Here is a 16,793-nt window from a genome sequence, read left to right as displayed (position 1 = left end):
AGCGACCTTTCATCCGGGCACCTGCCATCCCTGGCAGCGCGGCCGATCGTTAGTGGGCCTTCTTCCGCCGTGTGCGCGGCGCGTGGGTGGTCTGTGTCTTGAGGGCCTCTTCCATCACCGCATCCGCGGCGCGCTGCCGTTCGCCGGTGGCGTCGAACTCCGCGGAGGAATCAAAGACGATATCCAGGCGGCGGTGCTTGTACCGCGACGTCTGGGGTTCGCTGGACGATTTGCTGAAGTGCTTCAGGAGCCGGTTCAGGCCTTCGTCCACCGACTGCATCAGCTTGTTGACCGCTGCGATCTGCTGTGCGGTGATATCCTGCACCTGCAGGGCGATCATGATATTCGTGCAATCCGCCTGGATGCTCTCGAGTTCCTGCACGGCTTCGTCCGTGGGCACCATCGCCGCCAGCATCCCCGACAACCCGGTACAGATCGTCTGTGCCTCGCCCGCGGCCGGTGTGCCCGCGGTCAGCTCGCAGAGGCGTTTCAGGGACGCCTGCGCTGCGGCCACATCGCCCCGGCGCTTCTCCTGCTCCGCCCGCATCCGGTCAACCTTCGGGTACATCACGTCCACGATGTTCATGATCTCCGTCGACGCCAGCTCCGTCGCCGTCGTGATCTTGTCCAGCTGCTTGGACGCGTGGGGCAACTTCTCCGATGTGGTCTCGACGGACGATTTGAGGACATCCAGCAACGGCACGATATCCTTCACGAAGGCGAAGACATCCTCGAGGAACGGGATCGTGCGTTGGGTAAAGACCATCAGCGCCCGCAGTTCCTCGACCTTGCGAACGATGATATTAAGTTCCTCAGGTTTCATCTGCCTGTGCTTTCCATATGCTCCGGTTGTCCGGCCCTCCCCCTACGCCGGTTTCGCTTCGCCCGCCTTCAGGATCGCATCGATCTTTTCCTTGAGGCCCTGTGCCGTGAACGGCTTGACGATGTAGTTGTTCACGCGCACCTTCATCGCCTCGATCACATCCTCCTTGTTGCCGCGGGTCGTGACCATCAGGATCGGCATCGCGGCGAACTGCGCGTTGCTCCGCACCCACTTGGTCAGCTCGAGGCCGTTCATTTCGGGCATATTCCAATCGGTGATCAGGAAATCCGCACCTTCACTGAGAAGTTTGGCCATGGCATCCTTGCCATCGCCCGCCTCCACCACGTCGGCATAACCGATCGTCTTCAGCGTATTGATCACGATCCGCCGCATGGTCAGGGAGTCGTCCACTACGAGAAACTTTACCGTTGCCATTGCATCTTCCTGGCTGTTATGAGGGGTTCCATGCCGGAGTGGATCATTCCACCCAGCTCACATATTTCGAGACCTCGTACTGGATCTTTTCCAGACTGAATGGCTTCACGAGATAGGAGCAGACCCCCAGCTCCACACCACGTTCCTTGCTTGCATTGTCCGACAGCGAACTCAGGATGATGATCGGGAGGTCCTTATACTGCGGGATGTCCCGGATCGCCTTGATCAACTCGAATCCATCCATATTCGGCATGTTGAGGTCCGTAATGAGGACATCCACATGCGAATGAGGGAGTTTCTCAAGCGCATCCATTCCGTCGGAGGCTGTCACGACCGTGAAGCCCTGCATGGTCAATGCCACGGAGACGAATTTGCGCACTGTCGTAGAATCATCGACCGCCATAATGACTTTACTCATGAGGGCATCACTCCTTCTTGTAGGCTACGGTCTTGGGAAAGTTCTCGAGTTTGAATGCGGTGGAGATCCCGTGGAGCGATTCCGCATACCCGATGAACAGGAACCCACCCCGGTTCAACGCATCGTACAGATTCGACACCACCTGGATCTTCGACGGCGCATCGAAGTAGATCAAGACGTTGCAGCAGAAGACGATATCGAATGTGCCCATCTGCCTCATCCGGATCTGGTCGTACAGATTCAAGTGCTCGAACCGGACCAGCCGCCGGACATCGTCCCGCACCGTGAAGCGGCCGTCCTCGGCCTTGAAATACTTGTCCAGGTACATCTTCGGCATGTTCCGCACCGAGTAGTCCCGGTACACTCCCTTCCGCGCCGTATCCAGCACCGTGGAATTGATGTCCGTCCCGACGACCTCCAGCTCCAGGCCCGGGTACTTGGGCTTGAGGCGCTCGAGGTACAACATCGCGATCGTGTGCGCCTCTTCCCCCGAGGAACTGGCGGAACTCCACACCCGCAATTTGTACCTGCCCGGTTTGCCCGCAAGGATCGCCGGCACCAACGTCTTCTCGAATGCCTCGAACTGCGGCTCGTTCCGGAAGAAGAAGGTCTCGTTGATGGTGATGGCATCATAGAAGAACTTGAGCTCCTCGTTCCTCCGCGTGCCGTACTTGATCAGCTGGAGATACTCCTCGAACGTCCCGAGGTTCAGCACCTGCAGCCGCTTTCCCAGGCGTCCTTCCAGGAGGTACTTCTTGTTGTCCTGAAAATAGATGCCGGTCTGCTGATAGATGAACTCCCTGATGAGCCGGAACGTATCATCGGACATCTTGACGCCGGAGGTCAGGGGTGCTTTTCCTATGAGAGGCGCGCCTACGGTCACGTTCGTCAAGCTCCAGGTGTCACGGTTGCCGGGTCATACCCTCGCGATTGCAGTGTACTCACTGCAACTTCTCGGACCATCTCGTCATCGTCCTCCAGGAAGCGGGCGATGAAGTCCGGTGCCCGCCGGTCCGCGATCGCCGCGATCACTTCGATCACGTGGATGCGCAACCAGGGGTCAGGATCGTTCATGATCGCATCCAGGAACATCACGGCCCGGTCACCGTCCAGATGGAACAGCACGTCCACGATCGCAGCACGGGTCTCTTCGTCGCCGCCTTCCCACTCCGCGGTGACAACATCGAAGGCGCGCGTGAAGAAATTCTCGTCGTACTTCCCGAGTCCGCCGGACATCACACGCCGGATCACATCCATCGTCAAACGGCCAATGATGGCCACGACGGATTTGTGTTGCGACATCGGCAACCCCGGTAGTTCGTTCACACAGAGCCGGAAGGTGTCGTCCCGCCGCGCAAGTTCCCCCCCCAGCACCGCATCCAGCTCCGGGGCGATCCCGAGGCGGCGGACCAGGGCGGTGGTCACATCCTCTTCCTTGAACCCGGCGAGCCACTTCACGGCCGAAATCTGAACCGAGAGGTCGTCCTCATTCAGAGCGGCGAGGAAATCCGAACGGAGACCGGGGAGCGACGGCAGCGGACGCTGATGGCGGTCCGAGATCCGGGAGATGGCCAGCAGGACGGTCGATCGCACGCGGCCTTTGACCTGGGTGACGACACTTTCCAGTACCGCCAGCACTCCGTCACCACCAAGGGCGCCGAGCGCCTCGATGATCGCGAAGGGCGTCACAGGGTCGGCAGCGACCGTCAGCAGCGACTGCCGCAGGCGGTCCATCAGGAAGCCGCTGGCACTGGGGTCACCGATCTTGCCCAGCGCTTCCGCGACGGCCGGACGTGTGTAGTCGTCACGATCGTACGCCTCGAAGAGGAAGGGCAGCGACCGGGCACTCTTCATGTTCCCGAGGGCCTCGACGGTCGACACGACGACGTTCTCGTCCGTATCCACCAGCAACGGCAGCAGGTGCTGCGTCGGCTCCTCGTTCCCGATCAATCCGAGAATGTCGACGGCGAATTTCCTGGTGTCCTGACTCGGATGCTCGAGATATGGAAGGATCGCCGGGATCGATGTCGAACCGAGCTTCATCAACAGCTCGGACGCCAGATTCCGCGTCACGATGTTCTTCGCATCCAGATACTCGACGATCGCCCGTGCCACATTCATACCACCAATGGTCTGGAGCGAGCGGGCGGCGGCATCGCGCACTCCCTTGCTTTCATCTTCGAGCGCTGCCGCAAGAGCCGCGACGGCGGCGAGGCCCGTGCAACGACTCAGGTCTTCGGCCGCACGCCGCCGGACATCAGGGTCCTCATCGGCGAGAAGCGCCGCAAGCTGTTTTCTGGTTTCAGGAATCATATCTGATCGTTCTCCTGGTCTGCTGCATCATACTGAGCGGGCTTCCAGAGCCCCCGCACGTTCCACGAAGATCACACCTTCCAGAGCACTATCGATGAATTTCCGGACCCCGTTCACTTCCACCATGGTATCGACCTGCTTGATGTCTTTATCCACCTGCGCAAGATGCTCCAGAAGCTTCCCATGCCTGCCGACACGGATCTTCGCCGAAGAGATGTCCATGGTCCCGATGCTCCCTACCTCGACTTCCTGCACGGCATCGAGTTTCCCTCCCGCGATCAGCGCCCGAGGAGCATGGATCTTCCCCCCGGCATCGATCGTGGCATTGATACATTCCCGCCCGATCATGATGTCCTTTTCCGCTACAACGGTCTGGTTCATCACATACAGGACGGTGACGTTGCCCCCTGCATGGATCTTTCCCTTTCCGTGCCCGGAAAAGCCCTGATGGATCGTCACATCGCCACCGGCCTCGATCGAGACATCTTCGACGTTCCCTTTCACTTCAACCGAACCTTTCACCTTGACCACCGCATCTCCCACGATGTCGCCCCGCACCACCAACGATCCGATGAAATCGACACTGCCGACCGTATAATCCAGATTCCCGGGGAGGGTGACCACCGGTTGCACTTCGACAGAGCCATCCGGACGCCTGACCGGACAACCATCTACGGCCGCCATCAGGGTCTCTTTGTCATCACTCAGCTTCGTCTGAGGCCCCGGGATGAGCCGGGCCACCTTGCCCTGTCTCACCGCCACCGGTATTCCCGTGACGCCGAGCCCTGGTCTGCCAGGCTCGGGAGGGATCTGAACGGCAAGCGGTTGGCCGGCACCGATGCTGGTGATCACGCGGGGGACATAGATGGCATCCTCGCCCGATCCGGCATGCGGGGTCGCGGCATCGACCTCGAACTTGTACTCCACGCGTCCATCCTTGCCGGGGATACCGGCATCGCCAAGAGCAATGTCCACCGGCTCACCGTCATATCCCCCGTTGATGACGCGCGCCAGGACATCTTCCTGGAGCCCATAGACCACACCGGCCTCCTTGATGATCTCCCTGAGCGCGGCAATGGTCAACGCACCCGGCGGCACGGGTTCACGCGATTCCAGATAGGCACGCGCACCACCATCGCCGATGCGACAGCGTACCTGTGGAAGACTCAGCACTTCAGCCATCGGGGTCCCTCCCTACTTGGCACAACATTCGTACGGGTCACACGCTCCGCTTCTGCTTCAACGCATCCAGCTGCGGCTGAACGACGGCGGCATAACACGACGGACAGATGCCGTGCGAGAACTGCGCCACCGATCTCTTGGTGATGTAGCTTTCCACCTGCTCCCAGCGGTTCTCCCCCACCCTGATCCGCTTGCATTTTGAACAGATCGGGAGCAACCCCTGCAATTGCTGCACTTCTTTCTGCAATCGGACGATCCGCTCGGCGACCCGCAAACGTACATTGAGCTCCACAATGTCTGCTGGTTTCGTCATGAAATCATCCGCCCCGGCCTTCATCCCTTCCGTATACCCGATCTTCTTCTCCAGCGCGGTCAGGATGATGATGAAGGTATACTCCCGCGACTTCTCGTCGCGGACGCTGCGACAGAGTGTCGGGCCATCCATATTCGGCATCATCCAGTCCGTTATCAGGACCTGCGGCGGCGCCCCGCGGTACAATGCCAGCGCCTGGACCCCATCCTCGGCCTCCGTGACGGCGTGTCCGAGCTTGCGGAGCTGGGAGACCAGCACGCGGCGGGTGACGACGTCATCTTCGGCCAGAAGAATGTTCACGATCTGTTCTCACACGTGAGATACGTTTCCCGGATCTCGTTCTGCACGATCTCGAGCTCCGCCTCCAGCTCCCGGATCATGGGTTCGGCACCCGTCAACATCCCGGAATGCCCCACGGTCTGCAACCGCTGGCACATCGACATCATGATCATAGCGCCCAGATTGCCGCTGATCCCCTTCAACGAATGGGCCGCCCCGAAGAACTTCTCCGCATCGCCGGTTTCCAACCCGTGCCACATCGTCACGATGCGCTGCGGGGCGTCCTCAAGGAACGATTGCAGGATCCGCTCGAACATGGTGGGATCCTGCTTCACGCCCAGATCCCGCAGATGCCGCAGCCGCACATGGTCCAACCGCATGGGCGGAAGTACCGCTGCTTCCGTGATCGGCCGGCCGGGGGCCACACCCTGCGGTGCGTGTACCCATTCGCGCAACTTGTCCGCCAGATCGTCGAGCACGACAGGCTTGGAGAGGAAATCATCCATGCCTGCAGCAAGACAGCGTTCCTTCTCTCCCTGGAGAGCGTTGGCGGTCATGGCGATGATCGTCCGGTGATTGGCCGCTCCTTCGGTACGCCGGATCATCCGTGTGGCTTCAAAGCCATCCATGACCGGCATATGGCAGTCCATCAGGATCACATCGAAATCCGACGTGGTCAATGCGGTCAGTGCTTCACTGCCATTCCCGACGATCGTGGTCACACACCCGAGCTTGCCGAGCATGATCGATGCCACCAGGCGGTTGGCCTCATTGTCCTCGGCCACCAGAATGCGGGCACCCTGCAGCACGTCACCGTGCCGTTCCTTCTTCGGCACCGGCGGTGCGGCTTCCACGGCCGCGCTCCCATCAACGGGGAAGCGCGCGGTGAACCAGAAGGTGCTCCCCTTGCCGACGGTGCTGTCGACCCCGACGGCACCATCCATCATCTCCGCAAGCTGCCGCGAGATCGCAAGTCCAAGTCCCGTCCCACCGTATTTCCGTGTCGCCGAACCATCCACCTGCGAGAAGGACTGGAACAACGCCCGTTGCTGTTCCGGGGAGATGCCGATGCCGGTGTCGGTGACACCGCACCGGATGAACGCCTCGGTGGTTGTCTGCTGCACCACGTCCACGCGGACGGTCACCCCGCCGGTCTCCGTGAATTTGACGGCGTTGCCGACGAGGTTGTTGAGGATCTGTGAAACACGCACCGGATCACCGATGACCGACCGGGGGATCAACGGATCCAGGTTCAACGTGAGCGCAAGCCCCTTCTCTTCCGCACGCCTGCTGAACAGGTTCACGGTTTGTTCGGCGGCCGGCCGGAGATCGAACGCCCGCTTTTCGAGTGTGAGCTTCCCCGCTTCGATCTTGGAGAAATCCAGGATGTCGTTGATGACGGTGAGCAGCGCCCCGCTGCTCCCCTGGATGATATTGATATACTTCCGCTGCTCCTGGTCCAGAGGCGTGTCCTTCATGATGTCCACCAGACCGATGATCCCGTTGAGCGGGGTCCGGATCTCATGGCTCATGTTCGCAAGGAACTGCCGCTTCGCAACGTTCGCGACCTGCGCCTGTTCCAGCGCGGCCTGCAATTCCCGGGTCCGTTCCTGGATCGCCTGTTCCAGGGTCTTGTTGTAGTCGCGGACCTGGGTGTAGAGGGACGCATTCTCCAGCGCGTTCGCACACGTGAACAGAAGGATCGTCAGGAGGTTCAACGGCACGTCCGTGATGAGCTGATCATCATTCGGCAGGATGCCGACGAACATGCCGATGATCCTGGAGCGCGTCGCAAGCCCGTGCAGGATGATCGAACTGTCGAAGGTGCGCGCCGGCACCACGAGCGAACGGTTCTGATTCAGGGCCCATGCGAAGGTCCCCTCTTCGATCTGCTGATCGATCTCCGCCTGGATCTTGTCGCGCCCGTCCCCGGGTTCGCAATCGGCCACGACGAGGTTCCCATCCCCCGCCTCATCCAGCAGGAATGCCGTGGCACGGAAGGAGAGAAGGCGCGAGAGATTGGCCCGGGTGGCGGCAAGGATCGATCCGGTGTCTGATCGGCATTCAAGCTGTTCTGGAAATCACCCAGCGAGGCGACGAAGTCGAGTGCATCGAGCACGCGACGGTTCACGTCCTCCAGGTGGCGCACGCGGCTTTCCGTCTGCCGCAGATGCTCGATGATATCGGTCAATTCGGTCATGTCACATGTCCGCCAACATGGTCTGAAGCGCGTCCTGATACTGCCGGTCGACCTGTTCTTCGACGCTCGACATCACGCTCGGGGACAGCCCGAGTTTGTCCCACGCGTCATTGTCGAGCGGTGGAATGAACACCTCGCCGCTGCTCCCGAGGCCCATGGAATGCACGATGATATCCGCGACATGCACCATGGCGGTCTCCATCGGATACCGCGTCGCCGCCTTCGGGTTGTGATGATACATCACGATCTCCTCCAGGCTCGTCGGCAGTTTCCACGTCTGGAGCAGGATACCGCCGACCACCGCATGCGTGAATCCGAGTTTGGCACGCTCCTCTTCGTAGAGCAGGGTCTGCGATTTCGCGGCCGCGTCGAGGATCTCGCGCGCCTGGTCGGGGATCTTCGTGTACATGATCAGACGGCCGATGTCGTGCAGCATACCCGCGACGAAGAACCGCTCCGGTTTGGTCTCCCGCCGGAAGGATCCGATCATGCGGGCGGCGAGGCCGCAGGCGATGCTATGCCGCCAGAAGGAATCCATGCTCACCAGGTTCTGCGGCAGGCCCTTGAACATCTTCATGACGGATGTCGCCAGGGCCAGGGCGCTGAGTTGCTGGGTCCCGACGATGGTGACGGCCTGCGAGATCGTTTCGATCTTCGACGGGAAGTTGTAGAACGCGCTGTTCACGATGCGCAGGAGGCGCGCCGTCAGGCCGGCGTCTTCGCGAATGACCTTCGCGATATCGGACATCGACTTGTTCTGGTTATTGATCGCTTCCTCGAGCCGGAGGTGGATCATCGGCAGCGAGGAGACCTCAACATACCCTTTGAGCAGGTCACGCGGACTAATTTCCATTGCCACCCTCCGTCATTTCGCGCACCCGCCGCATGACGGCAAGGCGTGCCAGTTCTTTGAGGCCGGGATGCGTGGTCCCTGCATGGCGGAACTTCGCCGTGATGAATTCCTCAGCCTTCTGATGGACCTCGGGATCCACGTCCACCAGATCCTGGGAGACCATGTCCTCCTGCGAGGCGCCTTCGATATTGGCATCCGTGACGCCCCAGGTCTTGAAGATCTTCAGGTGCTTCTCCGTGATCTCCTGGCCGGCCGCCAACAACGTCCGGCCCGCCCGGTCCTTCACTTCGGCTGCCAGGATCATCCCCGGCTTGATGTCATTCAGACTGATCAGTCCCATACCATCGCTTCCTTTGTGTATTACGTCGACTGACAATCGGGGCAAAGGGTCGACGAGAACGATGCTTCCGTCTTTTCCCCGACATAGGTTTCCAGCACGTGCCAATCATCATGTTCATCCCGGATGCGCTTGCAGTACGAGCATATCGGGAGCAGCCCTTCCAATTGATGGCGCTCCTGCTGTAACGACAGGATGCGCTCGGCCACCTGGAGCCGGATCCGGAGACCATCAGCCTCCAGAGGCTTTGTCACGAAATCGTCCGCACCGGCATTCATCCCTTCCAGGTAGTGCGCCCGGCCGCTCAACGCGGTCAGGAGGATCACATAGGTGTACAGGTTCGAGTCCGCATTCCGGATGAGGCGGATCAGCTCGACGCCGTTCATCTCCGGCATCATCCAATCCGTGATGACGAGCCGCGGGTGTTCCTGCTGATACACCTGCCAGGCTTCCCGTCCGTTCTCGGTCACGAGAACATCGTGCCCCATCTTCTTGATCCGCGCAGCCAGCACATAGCTGGAGACGGGATCGTCCTCTGCGATCAGGACCTTCATTGCGCCTTGACCTTCGTCTGCATGTAACTACCGAGGGCTGTGCGCACCCGCGCAAACTCCTTCTCCAGAAGCGTGATCATATCGCCCGCACCCTGGACGGAACCTGCCTTCCCCAGAGCCTGGAGTTGCTGGGAGACGGTCACCATCCCTGCCGCGCCGATATTCCCACAGCTTCCCTTGAGGGCATGCGCGACCTGGCCGAGCTGCGTGGCGTCCCCCGATTCGGAGGCGACAACGAGCTTCACGATCCGGGACGCCGCGTCCTCGACGAACTTGTCGAGAATGCTCACCAGCCATTCCGGATCCTCCTCATCGCCGAGTTCGGCCAGTTCATCCAGCCGGGCACTATCGACCGCCGGGCCCGCACAATGCTCCAGGACGGATGCCTGCGCAGGGACCGCGACCGGGATATCCGGTGCCGGATTCGGAGCGCCGCTCCAGTGATCGACCATGGCGGCAAGATCATTCTGCCGGACCGGTTTTGCTATGTAGTCATCCATCCCCGCTGCAAGGCATTTCTCCTTGTCCCCCTTCAACGCGTTCGCTGTCATGGCTATGATCACCGTTTGTTTATGATTGTGTTCCATGTCCCGTATCAGCCGGGTGGCTTCGAAGCCATCCACCTCGGGCATATTGCAATCCATGAAGACCATGTCGTACGGTACGGACCGCACGGCGTCGACCGCCTCTTTGCCGTTCCCGACGACATCTGCCCTGCAACCCAGCTTGGTCAGCATGCGCAATGCCACCTTCTGGTTCACAGGATTGTCCTCGGCCACCAGGATCCTCAACGCGCGGCCGGCACGGCCCGGGCGTTCATGCACATGATGGGCGGGACCCGGACCAATGACGGTATCGTCATCATCCAACACCGTCAACAGCGCCTCGTACAGAGCGCCTTCTTTGACCGGCTTCGTGAGGCACAGCGCCACGCCGTCAGCCGCATCCACGGGGAGTTGCGCCCCTCCCAGCGACGAGAGCATCACAATGATGGTCCGCCGGAGGAACGCATCATGTTTGATCGTCGCGGCCAGCGACGATCCATCCATCCCGGGCATCTGCATATCCACGAGCACGAGGGCGAACGGATCGCCGAGAGCAACACCCTCCTGCATCAGCCGGAGCGCCTGCAAGGCATCCGCCGCGGCAACACACCGCATCCCCCAGTGTTCCAGTTGATGGAGAAGGATCGATCGGCTCGTGTGATTATCGTCAACGATCAGGACCCTGCGTCCGATCATGGCACGGGCATCCAGGGAAACGGGCAGCGGGCGGGTGCTCTGGTGGAACTGGACCGTGAACCAGAATGTACTCCCTCTGCCATGATCGCTCCTGACGTCGATCGTCCCACCCATCAGTTCCACGAGTTGCTTCGAGATCATCAGGCCAAGGCCCGTGCCCCCGAACTTCCGTGTCGTGGAACCGTCGGCTTGTGAGAACGGCTGGAACAGGCGGCCCCGGCCTTCAGCGGTCAACCCGATCCCCGTATCGCGCACCTCGTACCGCAACCGGATCCCCTCCCCGTCCTGGTGTTCACAACGGACATGGACCACGACCTCTCCGGTCTCCGTGAACTTGACCGCATTGCTCAACAGATTGACCAGCACCTGGCGTAAGCGTCCCGGGTCACCGTGCACCATCGCGGGCACAGTGTCGTCCACCACACAGGAGAGCTCAAGGTTCTTCTCGTGGGCGCGCGTGGCGAGCAGGTCGACGGCTTCCTCCACCGTCGACCGCACTTCAAAGTCGGTGTTCTCGAGCGTGAGCTTGCCCGCTTCCATTTTCGAGAAATCAAGAATGTCGTTGATGATCGTGAGCAGAGCGTCACCCGAGGTCCGGATGATCTCCGCATACTCGCGCTGCTCTTCCGAGAGGCGGGTATCCAGAAGCAGACCGGTCATCCCGATGACGCCGTTCATCGGCGTACGGATCTCATGGCTCATGTTCGCGACGAATTCCGATTTGAAGCGCGATGCCTGGACCGCTTCTTCCTTGGCCTGGCGGAGTTCGACCGCCTGGACCTCGAGCATGCGGGCCTGCTCCTCGGCCTTGGATTTGGCGACGAGCAATTCGGCGGCATGGTCGGCCAGCGCCTGGTCAGCGATCTTGCGCTCGGTGATGTCCCGGAAGAGGCTCAAGAGCATGGGCTGCTGCTCCTCGACCTCGATGATCGTGTTCGAGACCGCGAACCACACGCGGCGGTTGTCCCAGAGCCACATTTCCCGTTCGAAGAACGTCTCCACCGTGCGGGTCTCAAACCGCATGCGGTATTGTTGCAGCACGCGGGCGCTGTCACCCGGCGCATAGAAGGCATCGATCATGCCGCCTTCGAGCTGGGCGCGCGTCTTTCCCACCATCCGGCAGAAGGCTTCGTTCACCATCAGCACGTTACCGTCAGGATCCGTCAGGCGCATGCCATCCTGGGAATGCTCCCATACCGACCGGAATTGCGCTTCGGATTTCCTCAGGAGCTCCTCTGCACGCTTCGGCTCGGAGATGTCGCGCCCGACCACCACGACCCCGGTCACCCGCTGTTCCTGCGACAGCAGGGATGTCGTCAGAGACATCCAGAATTCTTCGCCGCTGTTGGTCCGGCCGCGGACATCACCACTCCATCCACCGCGGATCGTGCCGCGAAGGATACCCCGCATGAGCAGCGGCTCGGTGGATCGTGCGAGGAACTCCTCCAGACGGTGACCGGTGATCTCTCCCACGGCATATCCGAACCTGTCCGCGAAGGCCTTGTTCACATACGTGACACACGCATGGGTGTCCAGAATGACGACGAACTCACCGATGGATCGCGTGACATACGCGAGCCGGGCGATCTCATCATCCATTCTCTTCCTCGTCGTCACATCCTCTTTGACGGCGACGAAATGGGTGATCTCTCCTTCGATGTTCCTCACCGGCGAGATCGACGCGGCCTCCCAGAAGATCTCGCCGTCCTTCTTCCTGTTCGCCAGCTCGCCCCGCCAGACCCTGCCACTCCGGAGCTGCGTCCACATTTCCCGGTACACTTCGTGGTCCGTGAGTCCGGATTTCAGGATGCGCGGATTCTGACCCAGGGTCTCTGCCCGGGTGTACCCGGTCAGCGCCTCGAAGGCCGGGTTCACGTACTCGATGATCCCATCGACATTCGTGATGACGATCGACGTCGGACTCTGATCCACCGCGCGCGAGAGCTTGCGGAGTTCTTCCTCATTGTGCTGGCGCTCGGTGACGTCCAGGAGGGCACCGACGAATCCTGCAATGGGACCGTCCTCACTGGAGGAGAACGGTGCGGCATGGAACTGCACCTGGCGGAGCTCGCCGGCATGGTTGCATACTTCGATCTCGCGCACAAGAACCCGGGCGGTCCGGACGATCTCCTGCTCGAGCTGCTGCTGCACCGGTGCATGCCGTTCACCGAGGATCTGATAGACGGTCTTGCCCACCAGTTCGTCACGGGTCCAACCGGTGAAATTCTCGAATGCCGTGTTGCACCCCAGGAAATGCCCCTCTGCTGCTTTGAAGTAGACGGGCAGCGGGATCGCATCGAGCATCAATTGCTGGAAGACCGCTTGCTGATGGATCGCCGACTCCGCCCGCTTGTGCTCCGTGATGTCCATCGCGAGTTCGAACCGGACGTGGCGGCCATCGGACCACATGATCATCTTGTCGGTGACAAGATAGTCGCGCCCGCTCACGTCGTCGTGATGTTCCCACTGGAGCGACTCGTTGCCGGAGCGGCGGATGAGTTCATTGGTACAGAACGAACACGGGACCGATGCGTCGTGCAGTTCCTTGTAGCAGATCCCCCCCGTGAGCTTTTTGCCGGTGACTTCCTGGAGATGCCGGTTTGCGAAGAGGATCTGATACGAGACCGGATCGGCGACGTAGATGGATTCCGCGATGCTGTCGAAGACCGAAAGGACCTGTTGTTGCTCCGTCCGGTTCCTGAAGACGTGGACCATGCCGGACACCGTGCCCCGGGCATCACGAATCGAAGTGATGTTCTGCTCGACCGGGGTACGCCGCCCGTCGCGGCCCATGAGCAAGACGAACGGCGCTTCCTGGGCACCACGGCCTGTCCCCGCTTCCAACTGACACACGTCGTTGATGTGCCTGCCAAGCGCCGCGTCCTTCGTCCATCCGGTCATCATCTCCGCAACGGGGTTCAGGAGCCGGATGATACCCGCCGCATCGGTGCTGATCACGGCATCGGCGATGGAACCGAGTGTGGTGGACAGCCAATGCTCATTCTCGCGCAGCCGCCGATCCATGGTGCTCTTGTACAGCGCCATCTCGATGGTCGTATGGAGTTCGCGTTCTTCAAGCGGCTTGAGGATATAGCCGAACGGCCCGGTCAGCTTGGCTCGTTGGAGCGTCACATCGTCCGAATGTGCGGTCATGAAGATCACCGGGATATCGGATGTGCGTCCGATCGCCTCGGCAGCTTCCACCCCATCCATCGCACCTTTCAAGGTGATGTCCATGAGGACGATGTCGGGAAGGTGTTCGCTCGCCAGTGCGATCGCATCCGCGCCGGTGCACGCCATCCCTACCACATCGTACCCGATGCGGTCGAGACGCCCGCGCAGATCGTTGGCCACGATCCGCTCATCCTCAACGATAAGTATCCTTGCCCTGGGCATGATCCCTGTTGCATTCGCCTATGGGGGAGATCCCTGGATGAACACATGCTCATCCCACTCCCCGGACAAAAATTACACTTCTAAACCCATGCCAAGGATGCGTGTAAATATTACAATTAAACCGTTGGAATTTCAGTGATTTAGCAGGAATTGATGAGTGCGCATCAGGAAAATGGCGGGTATTGACAATGAGGCAAAATCTTGGTGGCGATTATTACGCAGATGGTCGGAAAGTGTCCATTTCACCCTCTACGATCGCCAGCGTCCTGCGGATGAGATCCTGGGCCCCCTCATATAGTGGGACGTCGTGGCCAGGGAAGATCGCCCGAACTGGCAGACGCGTGAGACGCCGAAGAAGAGTGGTGAACTCGTCACTGTACGTCCCACCCGTCGACCGAACGAACAACGGTGTGTCTCCTGTGAACAGGTACCCGTCGCCGTGTACGTAGATGCACATGGAGTCCATGGAGTGCTCGTTGCAGGCCATGATCTCCGCATCCCTGTCGCCCAGGCGGAGGGACTCCCCATCATGCAGGAGTCGTGTCACGCCATCCGTGGGAGCCATGGCAGCCACGGGACAACCATAGGCGGCAGTCACACGACCGACACCGCCGGCGTGGTCGAAATGGGAGTGGGTGAGCAGGACGAGGTCCACCTGACGCTTCCCGATGCCGGTATTCAGGGTCTGCACAATATCGACGATCCCGCCATCCGTCCCGGTATCCACGAGCGCATTCACATCTTCCAGTCTGTTCCACTCGCCGAGCAACAGGTAGGCCCAACCCGAGTACACCGGGCCCGATGACCGGAGAGGGATGACCTTCACGGCGCCCGCTCGAGCTTCCTGAAGAGTTGCCCTTCGGGCGAGACCTGTTCGAACATCCCGGCAACTTCGTCCGGAAGTTTCTGGGTCTGCTCGGTGGCGAAGAAACCGCCCGGCGCAAGGGCTGCATGGAACATGCGGATCACGGCTGCGCGTTCCTGCTGCTGGAAATGCAGAAGGACGTTCTTGCACATGATAAGGTGGTAGGACGCCCCGATGGGTGTCATGGACAGCAGGTCATGCTTCTGGAAGTGGATCCTGTCGCGCACCATCTGCACCACACGGTACTGGCCCGGTTCATCCGCCGGCTCGAAATAGCGGGCGAACAGGTCCTGAGGGATGCGCTTGAGCGGCTCTTCGGGATAGATACCGGCGATGATGATCTTGCCGAACTGGTCCTGCTCATCGATGTCCGTCGCGTCGATGCGCACGTTGCGGAACATGAAATGCCCCATGCGTTCGGCGATGACGATCGCGAGGGAATAGGGCTCGGGCCCCATCGCGCACCCGGCATCCCAGACCCTCACCCGTGTGAAACCGGACACGGCCGGCACCACATGCTGGCCGATCAGGTCCAGGATGCTCATGTCGCGGAAAAAGAATGTGAATGCCATCAGGCAGCTCCTATCGTGGCGTGCTGCAACTCCTGGATGAGACGATTGATCTCGAGCGCAAGCTTCGGCACCGGAGCATGCATACGGGAGATCCGCAGCGCCACCACCGAGCCCGGCATGGATTCGACCGTTGCGGTTGCGGGGTCCTGTGCCAGGACCACACCACCGGAGACATTCACGTACCCCGCACCGATCGTTCCGTCGCGCCCCATACCCGTGAGCACTGCGACCAGGGCACGGTGCCGGAATGCCGAGGCCATGCTCCGGAAGAGCGGATCGGCAGCCGGACGCACATAGTTCTCCGGTGGATCATCCGTGAGCAGGAGACGTGGCGCGCCCGGATCGACGATCATATGTTTATCGCCCGGGGCAAGATAGACCGTACCGGCATCCACACGCATGTCATGTTTGCCGAGGCGGACAGGCATGGTGGTCTCCTCCTGGAGGCGTGTAGCGAATGCTTCAAGCATCCACGCAGGCCCATGCTGCACGATGAAGAATGCAGCATCCGTGGTCGGCGTGATCCCGTGGAGAAGTTCCCGGACCATCGGAGGCCCCCCGGTACTCGCCGTGATCCCGACACCGACAACATTGCCCCGCCAGCCCGTCGCCGCGCCTTTCAGCACCTTTTCATACTGTTGGCCCTGACGCTTCTGGACAAGCCCCTTCTGCAGAGCATCGACCACGAGCCCGGCATCGATCGGCTTCGTCACATAGACGTCCGCCCCCGCCTCGAGGGCCCGTTGCCGGGCCTGCGGCGAAGCCAGCGCGGTGACCATCATGAGCAGGGGCAGGGGTTTGATGTGCGCCTGGATCTTCTTCACGAGCTCCATCCCGTCCATCTCCGGCATCATCCAATCCGTGAGGACGGCATCCACCGGTTCCCGGCGGAGGACGTCGAACGCCTCTGCGCCGTTCCTGGCAGTAAGGATCTCGAACTGCTCCTTGCGGAGCACTTTCTTCAACAGGACCAGACTCACCGCATCGTCTTCGACGATCAGGACTCTCATAC

The 16,793-nt window shown here is 60.7% G+C and carries 15 protein-coding genes; all 15 read right to left on the bottom strand.

Going from position 1 to position 16,793, the window contains the following annotated elements; all coding sequences use genetic code 11:
- Positions 1–49 precede the first annotated feature (49 nt).
- Entirely contained in the window at positions 50–823 is a 774-nt protein-coding gene (locus IPI01_10995) for a protein phosphatase CheZ (GenBank protein ID MBK7258304.1), read from the bottom strand.
- Between the two features lie 42 nt (positions 824–865).
- On the bottom strand, positions 866–1,258 hold the full coding sequence (locus tag IPI01_10990) for a response regulator (GenBank protein MBK7258303.1): 393 nt from the start codon (positions 1,256–1,258) through the stop codon (positions 866–868).
- Between the two features lie 43 nt (positions 1,259–1,301).
- Positions 1,302–1,676, bottom strand: coding sequence for a response regulator (locus IPI01_10985; protein MBK7258302.1), 375 nt, complete (start codon positions 1,674–1,676; stop codon positions 1,302–1,304).
- Positions 1,677–1,683: 7 nt separating this feature from the next.
- Positions 1,684–2,505: a protein-glutamate O-methyltransferase CheR gene (locus tag IPI01_10980; protein MBK7258301.1), complete on the bottom strand. Its 822-nt coding sequence runs from the start codon at positions 2,503–2,505 to the stop codon at positions 1,684–1,686.
- 59 nt (positions 2,506–2,564) lie between these two features.
- A complete protein-coding gene (locus IPI01_10975; GenBank protein MBK7258300.1) occupies positions 2,565–3,989 on the bottom strand; it encodes a HEAT repeat domain-containing protein in 1,425 nt (474 codons plus the stop codon).
- Between the two features lie 27 nt (positions 3,990–4,016).
- On the bottom strand, positions 4,017–5,171 hold the full coding sequence (locus IPI01_10970) for a DUF342 domain-containing protein (GenBank protein ID MBK7258299.1): 1,155 nt from the start codon (positions 5,169–5,171) through the stop codon (positions 4,017–4,019).
- 37 nt (positions 5,172–5,208) lie between these two features.
- The gene (locus tag IPI01_10965) at positions 5,209–5,784 is read right to left on the bottom strand and encodes a response regulator transcription factor (GenBank protein MBK7258298.1); all 576 of its coding nucleotides are present in this window, start codon (positions 5,782–5,784) and stop codon (positions 5,209–5,211) included.
- The gene (locus IPI01_10960) at positions 5,781–7,712 is read right to left on the bottom strand and encodes a response regulator (protein ID MBK7258297.1); all 1,932 of its coding nucleotides are present in this window, start codon (positions 7,710–7,712) and stop codon (positions 5,781–5,783) included. The genes IPI01_10965 and IPI01_10960 overlap by 4 nt, the downstream gene beginning before the upstream one ends.
- 252 nt (positions 7,713–7,964) lie before the next feature.
- Positions 7,965–8,816 (bottom strand): HDOD domain-containing protein, encoded by an 852-nt coding sequence (locus IPI01_10955; protein ID MBK7258296.1) that lies wholly within the window; start codon positions 8,814–8,816, stop codon positions 7,965–7,967.
- Positions 8,806–9,156 (bottom strand): hypothetical protein, encoded by a 351-nt coding sequence (locus tag IPI01_10950; GenBank protein ID MBK7258295.1) that lies wholly within the window; start codon positions 9,154–9,156, stop codon positions 8,806–8,808. Before IPI01_10950 ends, IPI01_10955 begins: the two co-directional genes overlap by 11 nt.
- A gap of 20 nt (positions 9,157–9,176) precedes the next feature.
- Positions 9,177–9,707 carry a response regulator gene (locus IPI01_10945; GenBank protein MBK7258294.1) on the bottom strand — a complete coding sequence of 177 codons (531 nt, stop codon included), beginning with the start codon at positions 9,705–9,707 and terminating at the stop codon, positions 9,177–9,179.
- Positions 9,704–14,344, bottom strand: a complete 4,641-nt coding sequence (locus IPI01_10940; GenBank protein MBK7258293.1) for a PAS domain S-box protein — start codon at positions 14,342–14,344, stop codon at positions 9,704–9,706. The genes IPI01_10945 and IPI01_10940 overlap by 4 nt, the downstream gene beginning before the upstream one ends.
- Before the next feature lie 214 nt (positions 14,345–14,558).
- The gene (locus tag IPI01_10935; GenBank protein ID MBK7258292.1) at positions 14,559–15,170 is read right to left on the bottom strand and encodes an MBL fold metallo-hydrolase; all 612 of its coding nucleotides are present in this window, start codon (positions 15,168–15,170) and stop codon (positions 14,559–14,561) included.
- Entirely contained in the window at positions 15,167–15,781 is a 615-nt protein-coding gene (locus tag IPI01_10930; protein ID MBK7258291.1) for a chemotaxis protein CheR, read from the bottom strand. Before IPI01_10930 ends, IPI01_10935 begins: the two co-directional genes overlap by 4 nt.
- On the bottom strand, positions 15,781–16,791 hold the full coding sequence (locus IPI01_10925) for a chemotaxis protein CheB (GenBank protein ID MBK7258290.1): 1,011 nt from the start codon (positions 16,789–16,791) through the stop codon (positions 15,781–15,783). The genes IPI01_10930 and IPI01_10925 overlap by 1 nt, the downstream gene beginning before the upstream one ends.
- Positions 16,792–16,793: the final 2 nt, after the last annotated feature.

The sequence above is a fragment of the Ignavibacteriota bacterium genome (genome assembly GCA_016707525.1).
Lineage (GTDB): Bacteria > Bacteroidota > Ignavibacteria > UBA10030 > UBA6906 > JAGDMK01.
The sequence above is the reverse complement of the archived record's forward strand: the minus strand, read 5'-3'. Positions and strand labels throughout refer to the sequence as shown.